Origin of the sequence: Pseudomonas sp. NPDC089395, assembly GCF_044749525.1 — a bacterium.
Classification (GTDB): domain Bacteria; phylum Pseudomonadota; class Gammaproteobacteria; order Pseudomonadales; family Pseudomonadaceae; genus Aquipseudomonas.
The window spans coordinates 380671-397548 of record NZ_JBIVID010000002.1; the positions used below are offsets into that span (position 1 = coordinate 380671).

Annotated in this window: 13 protein-coding genes and 1 pseudogene; 5 read left to right on the forward strand and 9 right to left on the reverse strand. The window is 62.0% G+C overall.

Going from position 1 to position 16878, the window contains the following annotated elements; translation table 11 throughout:
- Window positions 1–22: 22 nt before the first annotated feature.
- A pseudogene (locus ACIPZG_RS06760) lies at window positions 23–686 on the reverse strand (isochorismatase family protein).
- Window positions 687–782: 96 nt separating this feature from the next.
- Window positions 783–1247, reverse strand: coding sequence for a MaoC family dehydratase (locus ACIPZG_RS06765; protein WP_400711399.1), 465 nt, complete (start codon window positions 1245–1247; stop codon window positions 783–785).
- Between the two features lie 164 nt (window positions 1248–1411).
- On the opposite strand from ACIPZG_RS06765, the gene ACIPZG_RS06770 reads away from it, so the two are divergent.
- Both ACIPZG_RS06770 and ACIPZG_RS06775 read left to right on the forward strand, forming a co-directional pair.
- Complete coding sequence (locus ACIPZG_RS06770; protein WP_400711402.1) at window positions 1412–3253, forward strand: diguanylate cyclase domain-containing protein; 1842 nt, start codon at window positions 1412–1414, stop codon at window positions 3251–3253.
- A gap of 137 nt (window positions 3254–3390) precedes the next feature.
- Window positions 3391–3804 carry a glycine zipper domain-containing protein gene (locus ACIPZG_RS06775; protein ID WP_400711405.1) on the forward strand — a complete coding sequence of 138 codons (414 nt, stop codon included), beginning with the start codon at window positions 3391–3393 and terminating at the stop codon, window positions 3802–3804.
- A gap of 40 nt (window positions 3805–3844) precedes the next feature.
- On the opposite strand, the gene potE is transcribed toward ACIPZG_RS06775, so the two are convergent.
- Both potE and ACIPZG_RS06785 read right to left on the reverse strand, forming a co-directional pair.
- Window positions 3845–5185, reverse strand: coding sequence for a putrescine-ornithine antiporter (gene potE, locus ACIPZG_RS06780; RefSeq protein WP_400711408.1), 1341 nt, complete (start codon window positions 5183–5185; stop codon window positions 3845–3847).
- A 147-nt stretch (window positions 5186–5332) separates the two neighbouring features.
- Entirely contained in the window at window positions 5333–9478 is a 4146-nt protein-coding gene (locus ACIPZG_RS06785; RefSeq protein ID WP_400711410.1) for an autotransporter outer membrane beta-barrel domain-containing protein, read from the reverse strand.
- Between the two features lie 156 nt (window positions 9479–9634).
- Between ACIPZG_RS06785 and ACIPZG_RS06790 the strand changes: the two genes are divergently transcribed.
- Window positions 9635–11365 carry a response regulator gene (locus ACIPZG_RS06790; protein WP_400711412.1) on the forward strand — a complete coding sequence of 577 codons (1731 nt, stop codon included), beginning with the start codon at window positions 9635–9637 and terminating at the stop codon, window positions 11363–11365.
- Between the two features lie 58 nt (window positions 11366–11423).
- Here ACIPZG_RS06790 and ACIPZG_RS06795 read toward each other — a convergent pair whose 3' ends face one another.
- The 3 genes from ACIPZG_RS06795 to ACIPZG_RS06805 are packed head-to-tail and all read right to left on the reverse strand — an operon-like array spanning window position 11424 to window position 13257.
- A complete protein-coding gene (locus tag ACIPZG_RS06795) occupies window positions 11424–12230 on the reverse strand; it encodes a DUF3618 domain-containing protein (protein ID WP_400711414.1) in 807 nt (268 codons plus the stop codon).
- On the reverse strand, window positions 12227–12655 hold the full coding sequence (locus tag ACIPZG_RS06800; RefSeq protein ID WP_400711416.1) for a phage holin family protein: 429 nt from the start codon (window positions 12653–12655) through the stop codon (window positions 12227–12229). Before ACIPZG_RS06800 ends, ACIPZG_RS06795 begins: the two co-directional genes overlap by 4 nt.
- Entirely contained in the window at window positions 12655–13257 is a 603-nt protein-coding gene (locus ACIPZG_RS06805) for a hypothetical protein (RefSeq protein ID WP_400711418.1), read from the reverse strand. The genes ACIPZG_RS06800 and ACIPZG_RS06805 overlap by 1 nt, the downstream gene beginning before the upstream one ends.
- Window positions 13258–13610: 353 nt before the next feature.
- On the opposite strand from ACIPZG_RS06805, the gene ACIPZG_RS06810 reads away from it, so the two are divergent.
- Window positions 13611–14015: a stress-induced protein gene (locus tag ACIPZG_RS06810; RefSeq protein ID WP_400711420.1), complete on the forward strand. Its 405-nt coding sequence runs from the start codon at window positions 13611–13613 to the stop codon at window positions 14013–14015.
- Window positions 14016–14081: 66 nt separating this feature from the next.
- On the opposite strand, the gene ACIPZG_RS06815 is transcribed toward ACIPZG_RS06810, so the two are convergent.
- Window positions 14082–14369, reverse strand: coding sequence for a hypothetical protein (locus tag ACIPZG_RS06815; protein WP_400711422.1), 288 nt, complete (start codon window positions 14367–14369; stop codon window positions 14082–14084).
- Between the two features lie 192 nt (window positions 14370–14561).
- Here ACIPZG_RS06815 and ACIPZG_RS06820 point away from each other — a divergent pair, with 192 nt between their 5' ends.
- Window positions 14562–15419, forward strand: coding sequence for an SDR family oxidoreductase (locus ACIPZG_RS06820; protein WP_400711424.1), 858 nt, complete (start codon window positions 14562–14564; stop codon window positions 15417–15419).
- 46 nt (window positions 15420–15465) lie between these two features.
- On the opposite strand, the gene ACIPZG_RS06825 is transcribed toward ACIPZG_RS06820, so the two are convergent.
- Window positions 15466–16809 (reverse strand): cation:proton antiporter, encoded by a 1344-nt coding sequence (locus ACIPZG_RS06825; RefSeq protein ID WP_400711426.1) that lies wholly within the window; start codon window positions 16807–16809, stop codon window positions 15466–15468.
- Between the last annotated feature and the right edge of the window lie 69 nt (window positions 16810–16878).

Consider the following 16878-nt stretch of genomic DNA (forward strand, 5'->3'; position numbering starts at 1 on the left):
GGCCAAACTTGATACCTGGCAACTACCGGTATTTGTCGAGGTGCGTTTCAGGGCCATCCTTGACCACCGCTTGCGCTTTGCCAAAGCTCTCCATCAGGCATTTGTATTCCGGGCATACATGGTCGGCAAGAATCTGGGCAAAGCGCGAGCCCTCTGGCCGGTTCCAGGTTTGCATCAATTCAGCGACGATGGCGAATGTATCGGTGGGAATCGCGCCAGCCTGTGCGACCCGCGCGATCGTGGTGTCGGTTGCCAACTTGCTCCAGTTACCCGAAGCGTCCACTACACAATAGGCTTTGTACCCCGCTTGAACCGCGCTCACAGCTGGAAACGCCATGCAGACACTGGTCAGCGTGCCGGCGATGATCAGCGTCTTGCGCCCCGTCTTTTCAATCTCCTTCACGAACAATGGGTTGTCCCAGGTGTTGATCTGCCCCGTGCGAGGGACGTACACCGCGTGAGGTGCATGCTCGTGAATCTCCGGTATCAGTGGCCCATTGGGGCCATCAGGCACCGAGGCGGTGGTGATCACTGGAATATTCAACAGCGTCGCTGTCTTTGCGATAGCGATTACGTAGTTGCGTAGATCGGGAATAGGGACATCACGTGTTGAACAAACCGCTCTGATGATCGATAAGCAGAATGACCGCATCATCCGGGTCCAGCATTCCATTGAGGGTAGCCATGATGTTGCCTCGTAGGTCTGAGATTGACGCTGCGTGCCTCGCCGGTAGGGTGAGGCTCGTCAATCATAGACCACCGACATGCATGGGCTAGCGTGGCTACGGCGGCGGTCGTCGAAACACCAGCACCTTGGACACGTTACGCTGGCACACGGCGTCGTCCTGGTTGAAAGTGATGCTTTCAAGGACAGCCAAGCCCCGGTCAGGCTTGGACTTGGAGCCGATCAGTTCTTTCACCGTTGTCGTCACGCGCAATACGTCGCCGGGTCGCACAGCCCTTGGCCAGGTGATCTCGCTGCCTGCGCCAATAAGCCCTCCTGCAATCGGAACGCTTTGAACCAGCAGCCGCATGGTGACAGCCGCCGTGTGCCAGCCGCTTGCCGCCAACCCGCCAAAAAAGGTCGCCTTCGCGGCATCAGCGTCGGTGTGAAATGACTGAGGATCGAATTGCGCAGCGAATTCGAAGATCCGCTCGAGGGTCATCTCATAGGTACCACTTGTGAAGGATGCACCCACCTTCAGATCCTCGAAATACAACTTGCTTTCACTCGGTTCGAAAGCCATGGAGATTGTCCTGGACTGCGCCGTAGTTGGATTCATCGCACGCAGATACTACTCTCCTGAACAGGATTAGCCAGATTGGCTGCTGCAGGGCCGCGCAACGATGGACATGTATCGCCATATCTTGGAGACGCAGCTGCTTTTTAGATGATTCGCGAGAACCCTTCATGACTTTGCGAAAACGATTATTGTGCCTGTTCACGCCCCCCGTGTTGTTGGTGCTGCTGGTGATGTGGATTTTGGGGCACAACCTCCTGCTCGCCAGGCTGGACCAAGAGGACAAGCAACTGCTCACGATGGAAGGCGACCGGTTGCGAGCGACGCTGGACATCTTCTTCGAGCGTGATGCCGACCGGTTGCGAGACCTGGTGCAGGTGTTGGATGATCCTGCGGCGCCGCTCACCTTGCGCCGCACCGGTTTCGACTTCGTGATCCAGGCTGCAGCCGCAGGGACACCGTTGGTACTGCAACCTGTGTCTGGGCACCGGGTTGCTTCGTTGAATACAAATCAACCGTTGGTTGCCGAATCGTTGCAAGCGAGCATCGAGCAAAGGCTGAGCGAACTGGCTCAGGCAGTGGCTCAACTACCGAGCGGTCAACTCATCACCATCGAAGGGGTGCCGGTGATGCTCGTGGCGGCGCAGGCGAAGCGCGGCTACCTGTTTGCTGGCACGTTCCTGGACACGGCGCGCATCAATGATCTGAGGAAGCAGTTAGGTGGAACCTTGATCTGGGCCCCACCCGCCGAAACCGAGCGAAAGGCCGCAGTCCTGGGTGATAGCGGGCAAATCAGTGTCACTCACCGGCAATTATTGGATGGCAAGCGCCACAGTATCGATCTGGTGTTCTACGACAGCGTCGGCAACCCACAACTCAGTTTGCAGTTGATACGCGACCGGCACTTGTACCTCGAAGGTATTCGCCAGCTCAACATTTTCACTGCCGTGCTGGCAGCCTCCTTGATGCTGGCCTGGGTCGTCATTCACCTGGGCCTGGAGGGGTTCCTGCTGCGGCGCATCAAGCACATGCACAGCCAACTTTCATCTATCGGCCCCGAAACGACAGGCATTCGCTTGCAAGACCGTGGCAATGACGAACTTGGCGCGCTGGCCAAAGAGGCGAACCAGATGCTGGATCGTCTTGAGCAGAGCGAAGCGCGGGATGCTGCGATCCTGGCGGGAATCCAGGAAGGGTATTTCGAGCTCGATGCGCTTGGCCATTTGCAGGCGGTCAACCCTGCCTTCTGCAGGCAGCTTGGGTATTCGCAGGAAAACGTGTTGGGCGAGTCCTTCGCCGCCTTGCTTGAAAACGACGAAGATCTGGCAGCGGTACTCGGCAGCGCAGGACAGCACAGTGGGCCGGTGTTCTCGGGCCGTATGCGTCGTGCTGACGGCAGTTTCGGGCACTACGAGGCCGGTGTTACACGCATTTTCGACAACAACGGAAAGCCCTGGGGCTACCGGGGCATCCTGCACGATGTCAGTGCCCATGTTGACTATCAGGACCTGCTCTATGACATGGCCCACAAAGATGCATTGACGGGCCTGGGTAACCGCAAAGCCTTTCACGAATACCTTCGCGGCATGATGAGCGATAACGCGCAGCCTCTGGCGCTATTGTTCATCGATCTGGATCGCTTCAAACAGGTGAACGATACCTTTGGCCACGAAGTGGGCGATCAACTGCTCATCTGCATCGCTCGTCGCCTGGAAAATGCCGTGCGTGAACCCGATCGAGCGTTCAGGTTGGGTGGTGATGAATTCACCCTCGTCGCGGTCGGATCCGATGCGCAAGGCGCCCGGCTGTTGGCACAGCGTCTGCTTCGGGTCCTGGGCGAGCCTATTCGCTTGAATGACCACTTCATCGACTTCGTCACGCCCAGTATCGGGGTTGCACTTTCGCCGCCTGATTCCAGGGACACTGACCAATTGATAAAAGACGCCGATGCAGCGATGTACGAAGCGAAGCGGCAACGGAATCAGTACTGCATGTCATATGAAGCGCAGTGAATGCTTGCCGAATAGCCGATGACCGGTACCGGTTCGGCTCCCCCTTTTGACCTGAGCCCCTTGAACTTGAGTTTCAGCGTTGTCCTCTCATGTAAACTTGATCAGACTTTTTCTGTACACAGTTTGAGGACTGAACAATGCGCAAGATCATATCCGTAGTGGCTTTAACCCTTGTCGTCGCCCAAGCCGCAGTCGCTGGAGAGAACACCAACACTGCCGTGGGCGGCGGCCTTGGAGGTACCTTGGGCAGTGTGGTTGGCAACGCAGTGGGTGGCTCCACCGGCGCTACGATCGGCGCTGGCCTCGGTGGTGCTGCCGGTGGCGCGATGGGCGCCAAGGATGGGAAAAAGACCGAGGCTGCCATCGGTGGCGGCTTGGGCGCCGCGGGTGGTCAAGTCATTGGCCACAGTGTCGGTGGGTCGACAGGTGGGGCCGTGGGTGCGGGCCTGGGTGGCGCGGCAGGCGGTGCCATTGGCAACAGCATGGCTGATGATGGTCATGATCACGACCACGGCAAGCACAAACATCACAAACACAAACACAAGCACTGACCGGGGTTCACGCGGCCCCGGCAACCGGCCGATGCGGCAATCAGAGCTTTGGCGTAGACGTATTGCTACGCGGTGACGCATCGGTGAAGCGTTGACCGAGGAACCCATACAGCAGGTAGCCGATCGCCAACACCAGGGTGCCGCCCATCACCGCTTCCAGGCCGCAGGCGTGCAGGGCATACAACGAGTAGCCCACGGCAACCAGCAGCACCACCATGTTGCGGGTGTAGACCCCCGGCGTGACGCCAGCCTTGTGCATGATCACCAGCAAGCCGGTCAATGCAGTGATATAGGGAATCAGGTTGGTGACCGCCGCCAGGCTGACCAGCCTGGCGAACTGGGCGGCGGCATCGGGCGAGATGGTCGACAGGGCCATCACGGTTTGCAACAAGGCACACACAGTCATGCCGATGACCGGCGCGTTCATCGAGTTGACCTTGCCGAACAGTTTGAGGAAAAGGTCCTGGTCGGCCGTCATCTTGGCGGTTTGCGCCAGGGTGAATTGCCAGCCCAACAGCGAGCCGATACAGGCCACGACCGCCAGGGCCATGATGATATTGCCCACGGTCGGGTTGAATATCGTGGCGTAGACCAGCGCGAAGGGTGCCGAGGAGTTGGCCAGGTCGGCGTTGGGGATGATGCCTTGGATGACCGTGGTGGACAGGACGTACACCACAGCGGCCCCCAGGGTGCCGAACAGACAGGCCAGAGGCACGTTGCGCCGAGGGTTTTCCACCGCATCTGTGGCCTGGGCTGCCGATTCCATGCCCAGGAACGCCCACAGGGTCAGGGGTATGGCCTTGCCGATGGCCTCGGAGATCGGCAGTTGGTTGGGGTTCCAGGCCGCCATGAGGATCTCGGGCTTGAACCAGTACCAGCCGAAGATGCTCAGCCCCGCTACGGGAATGATCACCCCCCATACGGTGAAGGCGCCGATCTTGCCGGTGATTTTCGGCCCGCCGAAGTTGGCGAGCGTGGTCAGCCAGATCAGCGTGATCGTGCCGACGCACAGCGGCAACGCACCGGTACCCAGCCAGGGCACGAAAGCCGTCATGTAGCCGACCGCGGAAATGGCCACCGCCACGTTGGCGATGGCCAGGGACAGAAAGTACAGGTAGGAGCACAGGAAGAACCCTGACTTCGCATGCGCTTCTTCGGTGTAGGCCGACAAGCCGCCGGAACGTGTACAGAAAACCCCGCATTGCGCCAGGCAGTAAGCGATGGCCATCGAGCCGATGGCGGTAAACACCCAGGACAGCAGCGAAACGGCACCCAACTGCGCCATGCTGGTGGGCAACAGGATGATCCCAGAGCCCATCATGTTCACCGTCACTAGCGTCGTGAGCCCCATCAGGCTCATTTTCCTGCTTGCCTCAGCCATCGCAAACTCCTTGCGTCTACAAAGGTTCAGAACGTGCGCCTGGCGATCTGCTGCAACGGGTCAGAAGCGATTGCCGTATTGGGTATAGATCATTTTGACGACCTATCGCTTTCGCCCCTGGCTCGCGGCGCTTGCCGGCATGCGTTCTCAGAACTTCACCTTGATGCCGATCATGCCTTCATGGCTTCTGCTGTCCTTGCCAAAGGCCTTCTGTACACCCAGCGAGCCGGTGATCGTGGTGCGTTCGTCGATCTGATGGTCCAGCCCCAGGTTGAGTTCGCCCCAGTTACCGCTCATGTCGGTGCCGAACGGAACGTAACCGTTGGCAGACGAGAACTCGGTCTTGGCCTTGCCCCTGAACTCATGCCACACGCTTGGGCGTACCCAGGCGTTGGTGCGCTGTACCTTGCCCTTGTCATCCGCGCGCGACCAGTCCTTGGCGATCCGCACGCCCAGGCGACCGGTCAACGAATCGACATCCTCGAAACGCACCTCGGCGGCAGGGTCACGGGCGTCATCCACGTTGAGCTTGCTGAAGACCAACTGGACCTGCGGTTCGATGTGCAGGTCGCGGTCGCGCGTGGCATCGAACGGATAACCGCCTTCCAGTGACGCGGTGACACCGCGTCCGCGGGTCTTGAGCCCGGCCAGCTGGTTGGAGTTGGCCTTGATGTCGAACCGGTTCAATTGCAGCACGCCATCCAGGTACCAGCCTTCTGGCCCGAAATGGGTCCAGTAGCCACCCACGCCGTAGGCGCGCAACAGGTCATCACCCGCCTGGATACTGTCAAGGTGCTCGACGCTGGCGGCTACTCTGCCGATATTCAGCGACAGGCCCGCCTGATCGGTGCTGCCGTCCGTGTCTTCCTTGCGGTACAGGTCGCTGCCCACCTGGAAGGCCTGGATGCGGTAGTCCGTGCGGGCGCCCTCGCCCAGGTCATCGTTGCCCTTGCGGTAGATCAAGCGTCCCCAGCCCAGGCTCGGGCCGTACTCTTTTTCGATGGACGAGGGCAAGGGGTCACTGGCCAAGCGGCGCTCCTCGCCTACCCGCTCATGCAGGGTATCGACCATGGCATGGCTGTAACTCAGCAACATCGACGGCAACGCACGGTACAGCGAGGTTTCCGGGCGGTAGTTGGGTACCTGTGGCGCTCGCGGGCCCTGGGCGGTATCGGGCACTTGCGCCGTGTCGGGGATTTGCGGCGAATCGGGTGTTTGCGGACTATCGGGAGTCCGTGGCGTGTCAGGCGTTTGCGGAGTATCGGGCGTTTTTGGCGTATCCGGCGTTTTTGGCGTGTCAGGTACTTCGGGAGTATCGGGTACCGTCTCAACGGTCGAGCGCAGGTACCAGGCCTGGCGGTTGCTGTCGTCCTGGCTGCCACGATACAGGTTGTACTCGTATGGACCGGCGACCACCCGGTTCAACAGGCGGAAGGCCGTCGGATCGGTGACGGCGCCGTTCAGGGCATCCACTACCAGAATGCCGTTACCCTGGGTGATCGCGCCTGGGCCGCCGGCGTTGGTGATCAGCAGATTGCTGTTGCCTGTGGCTGCGCCGCCATCGATGACCACCTTGTCCGACGCAGAACCGTCCGTGTAGAGGTAGGTGTTGAGCCCGATGGTGCCGTTGCTGCCGTTGTAGCTATTGACGGTAAGGGTCTTGAAACTGCCGGCCAGCGGCGCGCTGAAGTCGATCACACTGGCCTGGTTGCTCAAATGGCTGAGGTTCGAGTCGCCCGTCAGGTTCCACAGGCTGCTGTCGCGCAGGGTTACCTGCGAACGGCTGCCGGGCGCGGTGCGGGCCGAGCCGTCGAGTATCGAGCCTGAAACGTCGACATTCGTCTTGCCGATGCTTTCCAGGGTCTTGCCAACACCCTGCCACTGGCCAGTGCCCATGTCCGGCAGCTGGGTGGTGTCGCTGGCCACCGCCTGATCGACGTTCAACCACTGGCCGCTGCCCCCGACGACACTGTCCGTGAGGCTGATATTCGCCACACCGGCAACGCCGAGGGTGGCGCCGGACTGGTTACGCAGCACGCTGGAATCGATATCGACCACGCTTTCGAGTGCTTCGGTGCCCTGGGCATACAGCGCCGCGGCCTGTTGGCCAGAAGCGCTGAGGGTACTGGCGCTGGCCTCGAGCAGGCTGCCGTTCTTGGCGACGGCGGCATGGCCCAGGTCACCCTGGGAATTGAGGCTGGCATGGTCCAGCTGGATACTGGAACGGTTATTGGCCAACGCGCCGAGGGCACTTTCCCCCTGGGTGACGACGCTGGTGTCACTGGCGCTCAGCCGTGCACCGCCCTCCGCTTGCAAGCCATGGGAAAGCCGTCCGGAGGTGGCAAGGGTCGAACCGGTCAGGTCCAGCGTCGCTTCAGGGGCCTGGTTGTTGCGGCTGACCATGGCAGCGGCGGCTGAGTCGCCCAAGGTCTGCACGCTGACATTGCGTGCCACCAGGCTGACCGCCCCCGGTTTCAGGCTGCCGATACCGGCATAAAGCCCGGTCGAATACTGCCCTTCGGTTTTCACCTGGAGGTCTTCGAGCAGCATGCTGCCGCCGTCGTCCACCGCGGCGCCATAGGCCTGGGTGCCGGTGGTGTGCAGCGAAGTGCCGTAGGCATTGAGTTGGGCGCCCTCGTTGCGTGAAACCAGGGCGTGAGGGAACGTGAGGTTCCCCGCAACAGGTGATCCGTTACCGCTGGTGCTGACCGTACCGCCGTACAGCGAGACGGTGGAGCCGGCATCGGCCACCACGCCCATCGCGTTGTCGTTGCCCGAGGTGCGCACCGTCAGGTCGCGGGCGACCACCGTGGCGCTCCCCGCGCTCAGGCCTGCCGAGTAATTGCCCTGGGTATCGATCAGGCCGCCGTTCAGCTCCAGCTGCGCGCCGGCCAAGGCACGCACGCCATAGCTGGTTCTCTGGGTGGTGAACACCTCGCTGTCGTTCAGGATCAGGTGCGATCCACTGCCCTCCACCTGCGCGCCGAAGCCCCACGGGCCGGGCAAGGTGCCAATCGGGTCGAGGCTGATGCGGCTGCGGCTGACCACCGCGTCGGCACCGCTATTGACGTAGACACCGTGAGCGCGGCCCCCGCCCACGTCTACCTGGCTGTCGCTGACACTGGCGCGGCTACCGCTGCCCTCGACCAATACGCCATGGCCATAGGTGCCCTGGGTAGATAGCCGGCTGTCTTCGAGGACCACCTCAGCGCCATTGCTGGCCCGGGCCCCGGCAGCGATCTCTGCGGCGTTGCCGGCCCCCGAGATGGCCACTTCGCTGCCGCTCAGGCGCACCAGGCTGGCGCTACCGTCGGCCCGCACGCCACCCACGAAGTTGCCGGTGGCTGTGGCCTGCACCGCATCGGCCAGAATGCTCGCGCCGCCAAGCGCATGCAGCACAGCCGTGCCGGTGGTGCTGGTGGCGGCACCGACGCTGGTGAACTGGCTACGCTGGAGCTGGATTTGCGCGCCCTCCTCGGCGCGAGCGCCACTGGACGAAACGGCACTGCTCTGCACCTGGATGTCGCTGGCGTCTATCCGGCTGCCTGCGCCCGTCGCCTTGAGCGCATGGCTGGCCGTGGTGGGGCTGCTGGCGCCAGTCACGGTGATTTGCGTGCCTTGCCCGAGCGACAGGCTGCCACCTTCCTGGGCAAGTGCCGCCACCGAACCCTTGGATTGGGTACTGACGCTGCCACCGGTGAAGGCGATGTGACTGCCATTACCGCTTGCCACCAAGCCCTGGTTGTTCAGGCCGCTGGCGCCACCCCCGAGGTTGACCTGGGCGTCGTGCAAGGTGACCTGGCCACCCCCGGTGGCACGCACGCCTGTCATGTTGCTGGCGGTCACCGCGGTGCCATTGGCGGCCTGGGGTACCAGGCTGATGGTGACTTGCGAACCGCTCAGCTGGCCGCCATCCCGTGCCACCAGGGCGCTCTGACCATTGGCGTTGGCAGCGGTGAGCGCACTGGAGACGACGCTTGCGTGATCGAAACCGATGCTGCTAGCTGCCGGCGCCAGCACACCGATGGTGCGGGCTGCGGCCAGTAGCACACTGGCCTGGTCATGGGGGCCACTGACGGTGATGCCGATACCGTCTGCCGTGTTGACCACAAGGGGGGCCGGCGCGCCCAGCAGCAGGCCCGGAAACGCCAGGGGCACGATACGCGTGTCGGCGGCCCAGCCCTCGATCGGCTGCAGGCTGAACAACCCTGCAAGCAGCAGGCCCAGTGCCTGGGCAAGGCGGGTTCGCTCAAATCGCGGCGAGCCGGAATGGGGGGTGTGGTAGTGGTTCATGGCAACCTCGCGGGCGCTGGAAAAGTGATGCCAGAAGCTTGCGCGCGCGACTTCGCAACAGATGTCGGAACAGTTTCAGTGCAGTTGTAGGAATGTTTCCCGACTTGAGGGCTGGTCTATGCTTGGCAGCGGGGAATGGACACGAGGAAACAGTGCATGAGCAGCGTGCTGGTCGTGGACAACCAGCCCATCGTTCGCGACGGCCTCAGGGCGCTGCTCGAACGCACGGGCCATCAACTGCTCGCCGAGGTGGACAACGGCCAGGATGCCTTGCTGCAGTGCCGGCTGCTGCGCCCGCAAGTGGTGATCGTCGAGCTGATGGTGCCGCGATTGGGTGGGCTGGACCTCGTGCGACGGCTAAGGGCGAGCCATGAGGGCATCAGGCTGCTGGTGTACAGCGCCCAGGAGGCGGGGATCTACGCGGCAAGGTCGTTGCAGGCCGGTGCCGATGCCTATGTCAGCAAGTCCGACGCCGTCGATGAACTGCGCAATGCCCTGCATGCGGTCAGTCATGGGCGAAGCTATTTCCCCAGCGACGCGACCCACCCGGCGGCGCCAGCGGTGCCAGCGGGGACGAGTGAACTGACTCAGCTCTCGGCCCGGGAACTGAGTGTCCTGCAACTGCTCAGCCAAGGACTGAGCAGCAAGGAGGTCGCGGCGCAACTCAGTCTCAGCTACAAGACGGTCAGCACTTACAAGGTCCGGCTTTATCAGAAGCTGGGGGTGGACAGCCACTTCCAGTTGCTGGAGGTGGCCCGCAGCCACGGGATGTTTGCCGGAGAGCAGTCCGAGCGCCCCACGGCAGATACCCTGGACCCGGCGCTGACGCGTGAGTACGGGTTCTTGCGGGGGTTGCTGGATTCGGCACCCTATCCCATGTTCGTACGCGATCTGCAGGGCCGCTTGCTGATGTGCAATCGACGCTACCTGGTCTATGCCGAAACCACCTTCGAACAGATTCAAGGCCAGACGCTGCACGAAGCGCATTGGCTGCCGGAGGCGATGCGCAATCGCTCCCATGACCGGCTGCGTGAAGCGATCGTGCGCGAAGAGCCTTTCATGACCGAAGTCGTAATCGACTTCGCGGGGGTAGCCACGTCGTTTTTCGTCTGGTGCACACCCTTTCGTGATGCAAGCGGCAAGCAGGTGGCGATGCTCGGCGGTATGAGCGACCTCACTGAACGTGACCGAATGTTGGCGACCTTGCGCCATGAAGGAGCGCAAGCACGCTTGCAGAGCACACTCAAGAGTTCGACCCTGGTCGCCATCAACAACCAATTGCGTATTGGGCTTGAACGTATGCAAGAGGCGATCGACCAGGCACGACGGGCCAGTGCGGCCAACACCCAGCCAGCCCTTGACGCGCTGGTGGTCGAGATCGATCAGATGGGCCGCAGCCTGGACAGGATCAACGCCCTCGCCTCGGTCGAGCGTCACGAGCTGCAGACCCAGGCCCAAGCGCACAATCTGGGCATTCTCACCGAGGAAATCCTGGCGCCGCATCGTCACCAGTTGGCGCTGCTGGGCTGCACCCTCGACGTCGGCCCCGGCCTGCGCGCACTGGCCCGTGCCTGGATCGATGCACATCATTACCGAAGGCTGCTCGACTGCCTGTTCGAGCAGGTGCGCCAAGGGCCGTTGCCCGCGCAGCTCGACCTGCGCGTGATGACCCGCATCCTGCCTCGCGGGTGGCTTTGCCTGACCCTGGAGCTGAGCCCATGGTACGAACCGGTCGAGGCGGACTCGGCCGCCAGCTGGGCGTTCGCCGAGCTGCAACACCTGCTGCAGATTCTGCATGCCAGTGCCCGTAGCATTCCCGGGCAACTGGGAGCGGAATCCACCTGGCACTTCGAACTGGAACTGCCGTTGGCGTTGTCTGACGCCTGAACACTGCCAGCCTCCCACACCGCTTGGCGAAGAGGCTGGCGCGAGCACTGCAAGCCGCTCAAGAAGGGAAGCCAAGCCCCGAAGAAAGGTCAGATCCTTCACCTTTGCGCTCAGCCGGCGTCGCCTGTTCATCAGTTACCCGTTCAAGTGACTGCTGCACCGTTTCCTTGACCTCTTCGCCCTTGGCCTTGAGGGTTTCCGTCAGCCGATCGCTAGTGGCCCCCATCAGCTGATCTTCCTTCCGGGTACCGGGTAGCGCCGCCCCAAGCGCTGCCCCTAGCGCAATGCCCAACGCGGCCAACACCAGCGGCTGCTCTTCGAGCAAATGGTTGAACTGGCCTTTGAGGGCCGTGGCCTGGTCCCCTACCCTGTGCGCGGAACTGCGCAGCGTGTCGGCAGACTGACCCATGCTTTCGCGTGCGCCCTGGCCCAGTTCGCTGGCCCGGTCGCGCACATCCTGGGCCTTCAGGCGCATCTTCTGGCTGGCATCGTGCACAGCGTCCCCGGCGTGGGCGAAGGCACCCTTCACCGAGTCGACCGCATCACCGAGCTTCTCGCCCAGACCAGGCCCTTGAGAGGCAGGCCCGGGGTTGAACGGACGGTTCTGGTTGAGCCCCAGCCACGCCAGGCCCAGGACAGTGAGGGTGGCCGGCACAGGGTTGTTCTTCAGTGTGGTACCCAGGTTCTGGAAGAACTCGCCACCATTGCCTCTGGTGTATGCCAGTACCCTGTCGACCAGCTGGCCCGGGCTCAGGCGCTGCTCCAGGGCATCGACCAGGTCACTGATGTGCTCGCGCTTGGCGTTGACTTCCTGTTCGAGCAGGTCTGGGTCCTTGTGCGATTCATGTTCGAAGGAAGTGGTCATGGCAATTTCCTCTTCAGCGCGTCCTTGTCTTGCTGCATGGCATGCAAGGTACGATCAGGGGCCAGATGCCCGGGCTCGAACTGCTTCTTGCCCGACTGCAGCATGATGAAGCCGATCAGCACCGTGACCGCCCCGACGATCAAGGCCGCCAGCCACGGTTGGACTACCAGTGCCAAGGCATACACCGCTGCCAGCAGGAGAATGACGAAGCCCGCCAGAAGCACTATCGCCCCGGCCGCTACGGCTGCTGTAGCCGCCTTCAAGGTGGCCAGGTTCTGTTGCAGCTCTGCCTTGGCCAGTGCCAGCTCCTTGGTGAACAGCTCCGGCACTTCCCGCATCAACTGGCGCAGCAGGCTTCCCACACCGACAGGGTCGCTATCGGCTGGGTGCAACCCGGGACTCGTGTGCACAGTATCCTTGTTCATCATTCGCCTCCTTTGAGCGGGTCACGCTCGAACGGGCTTGCGCCTACCGAGTTGCCAGCACCGACCCCGACAGGGTCGACCGGGGTGTAGGGCTTATGGGTGGACACATCGCTCGCCCTGTCTGGCGTGGCTGACAGCGGGTGACGAGACGCGTTGACGCCTTGAGCCGGCGCGTTAGGTGTATCTGCAGTGGGATGGCTGGCGCTGGCACGCAAGAAACGCGATAACGCAAAGCCCACCGCTACGCTGCCTGTCAGAAACACTGCCGGGTTGTCCCGCGCCAACTGCACGCCACGCTGCAGCAGGCTTTCGGCACTCTCATGGCGTACCTGTTCGGCGAAACTGCCGACGCACTCGGCCGCCTCGCTCAGGTATTGCGAAAGGCCCAGGCTGTCATGGCCTTCCAGCGCCGTGGCTGCCGACCGCGCGCCTTCCTTGAGCGAATCGAGCTGTTCGGCTGCGCTGTCGCGGTAGTGCTCGTATTGCTCGCTGCTTTTTTGCCGGGCTTCGCCCAGCAGCGCTCCGGCTTCGTCGCCGAGGGTGTGAAGGTGGTCCTGGGTACTGCCAGGTGGGGCGGTTGAACCTTGATCGGTCTTTTCCATTGTGACGCCCTCGAAGCTGATGGGTGGACGAACGCCGAGAACATGCGGCATTCATTCGGGGGACGTAGGCACTGGCGTGGGAGTTCAGTCACGTCGATCTATGACAGGTACCTGATCCACCAATGAACGGCACTCGGTTTACCGCAGGAACATCCATTGGCGTTCGAACACTGAGCGTGGTGGTAATGGGTAGCTGTGGCTCGTCGCCAAGGCTTTTACGACGCAACACATTGAGCCTCGGGAACTTTCGCGCCTCTGGTCCGCTACTACGAAAGTTGTGGGAGCACTCCTGCGAAGGCCGGCATCGGAAGTAAACACAGGTTTCCCTGTGTCAACATACGAGGTGCGAGATCATGGCCAACGACCAAGGCAAGACCGGACAGCAAGGCGGCACCCCTCAGACCACCCCTGGCAACGTTCCGAATGACCGAGAAAAAGCCTCGCAACCGGGTCAGCAAGGAGGCCAGTCGTCGGGAGGAACCAACGACCCGCAACGGGGCTGGGACGAAGGACAGAAAGGCGGGCAGATGCCAGGCGGTCAACCCGACAGGCAAGATCAGCGGGGTACTCAGCCAGGTGGACAAGGTGGTGGCGTGAATGATCAGGACGATCCTCAGCGTGCCGGTGGTGGCACCCAGCAAGGCGGCAAAGGGGGCCATCATTCTGGCTCCAAATCCGACACGGAGCACAGTGACATGGATGATGCATCCCTGGCTGTTCAGGACGAGGACAGCGGAATGAACGACGAAAACCGTTAAAATCGTGCTGCAGGCCAGGGTGAAGGAATCGCCCTGGCCATGCCTGGGAGAACCGTCAGGGAATGATCAAGCGCGTGCCCGTTTCCCACCCTCCTCGCTCGCAAGACATCTGGCACGCCCAACACCCCAGGCCAGCGCCCGCGTCATCGATTCCCCAGGCCGTGAATCGAACGCTTCTTCGTGAAGCACCATGCCACTGGCGGCGTACACGCCAATGAACATCTGTGTATTGCCTGTGCGCGACAGGCGCACCTGAACCTCCAGCATCTTGCCATCATCCAGTGTCTCGCCATGAGTTCGATGGTGAAGCGTAGGATCGGCCCAACCCCAGAAAACCTCACCGCGTATGCGCATGCCGCCCTCCTACGACTTTAGTATTAGATGTGGGTTATCCCACCTTAGCCCAGCAACGCGGCAATGCAATCGAACGACAGAAAACGGTGCATGCGAGCACCGTTTGTCGCACCAGTGCGTGATCCATTCCAACACTCCCTGTCCGGATCATTCGAAAAGGTAAGAGCGTTCCCAACTCAAGGAGCTTTCACCATGCGCGACTTCCCAACGCCTCCGTTTCCCTCGCAACCACAAGACGTCCCGGGTTCACAGCGCAAGATGGAGCCCTACCCCGACTGTGGTGAGAAAACCTATGCCGGCAACGGCCGGCTGGAAGGCAAGGTAGCGTTGATCACCGGTGGTGACAGCGGCATCGGGCGGGCTGTCGCCATTGCCTACGCCCGCGAAGGTGCGGACCTTGCCATCGCCTACCTGAACGAGCACGAAGATGCACAAGAAACCGCGCGGTGGGTCAAGGCTGCGGGCCGACAATGCCTGCTCCTGCCGGGCGACCTGGCTGAGAAACAGCACTGTCATGACATCGTCGACAAGACTGTGGCGCAGTTCGGGCGCATCGATATCCTGGTCAACAATGCAGCCTTCCAGATGTCCCACGAGACCCTGGACGAGATCGACGATGATGAGTGGTTGAAGACCTTCGATGTCAACATCACGGCCATTTTCCGCATTTGCCAACGGGCATTGCCGTCGATGCCCAAGGGCAGTTCGATCATCAATACCAGTTCGGTCAACTCCGACGATCCCTCGCCCAAGCTGCTGGCCTACGCCACGACCAAGGGTGCAATTGCCAACTTCACCGCAGGCCTGGCGCAGTTGCTGGGCAAACAAGGCATTCGGGTCAACAGTGTGGCGCCGGGCCCCATCTGGACACCCTTGATCCCGGCCACCATGCCCGACGAGGCCGTCAGGAACTTCGGTTCGGGCTACCCGATGGGACGGCCGGGCCAACCCGTCGAGGTCGCGCCGATCTACGTCCTCCTTGCTTCCGATGAGGCGAGCTACATCTCAGGCTCGCGCTATGCCGTGACAGGCGGCAAACCTATCCTTTGACCGAACAGCCCAATGGCTGCCGTGACCGGCCTTGGGCTGTCCGAGCTCAGGAAGCACGGCGCTTCCACGCTTCGTATCGGGCAAGCAGCGGCTGCACGCTGAGGCCGTGCAGCAAGATACTCAGCGCCACGACCGACAGCACCAGTTGGGTAGTCTCCACCGCGAAAGCGGGCAGCAAGCCATGGTTCAGCGCGTAGAACAGGTAGTAGAAGCTGCCGATGCCGCGAATACCGAACCACCCCATCAGCCCCCGCTGCAGTGAATTCAACATCCCCCGTGACGGTATAAGTGCAATGCTCAAAGGACGGATCACGAAAAACAGCGCCCCGGCGACGCTCAACGCACGCCAATCCCAATGCTCCAGCAGTATCACGCCGAGCAGGGTGATCAGAAAAACCTCCAACGCTCGCTCCACCAGGCTGCCAAAGGCCAGCATGTCGCCCAACATGATCCCGGCGGCAATCTGCGAGTCGTCCAGATGCTTCACGTCCCCTTTCACCGCAAGCTCTGGCGCGACGTGCTGGTGCCCTACCACGGGCTGCACCAAGTGTTCGGCGGCAGGTTCGTTCGGGCTGGTGGACGTCTGCACTTCAGCCTGGCGCAATCCCAGCCCGGCAGCGAACACGGCCAGAAACCCATAGCCCTGGAGGGACTCGGCAATCACGTAGGCCATGGCAATCAGCGCCAAGGCAAGATAGTCGTTTGGCGAGACGGTGCTGTCGTCGTGGCGCAGCCGAAGGTAGAGCGTCAACCTCCCCAGCCCGCGCCCCATCCAGTAGCCACAGAGCAGCCCGGCGAGCACCGCCCAGAGCACGTCTTTGATCAACCAGTCGCTCAGCCACGCCTGCCCAGTATCGTGTAGCAGCAGCAAGCCCAGGATGACGAAGGGAAAGGCGATCCCATCGTTCAAGCCCGCCTCCCCCGACAGGCTGAAACGAACAGGGTCTTCGTCCCGCGCATCGACCACCTGCACCAGGGTCGCAAGGACAGGGTCGGTAGGCGCAAGAATCGCACCGATCAGCACCGCCAGGCCCCACCCCAGGTTCAGACCGTAGTGCAGTACCAGGCTCACGCCCCCGATGCAGATCAACATCACAGGCCCAGCCAGACAGAACGCCAGCCACCATCTGCGATTGCGCAGCGGCAAGCGCAGTTTCAAGCCGCTGAAAAAGAGTGAGAACAGCACCGCGACTTCGGTGAGGTGCTCCATCCAGCCACTCGACTTGGCGACATCGAGCTGCAGCAAGCCCAGCCCGGAAGGGCCAAGGCCCATACCCAGGCCCAGGCAGACGACCGACGACGTCACCGGCATCCAGCGCAAGAAGGAGGATGAGAGCGCCAGCAACAACAAGACGGCGCCCAGCATGGCGAACCAGACGATGAAGGTCATCTGCGCGGCTGCCTTTCAGAGTGGTGCATCGAGTCCTTTTTCGACTGTTTCCCCGTTCCGGTCGTTCCG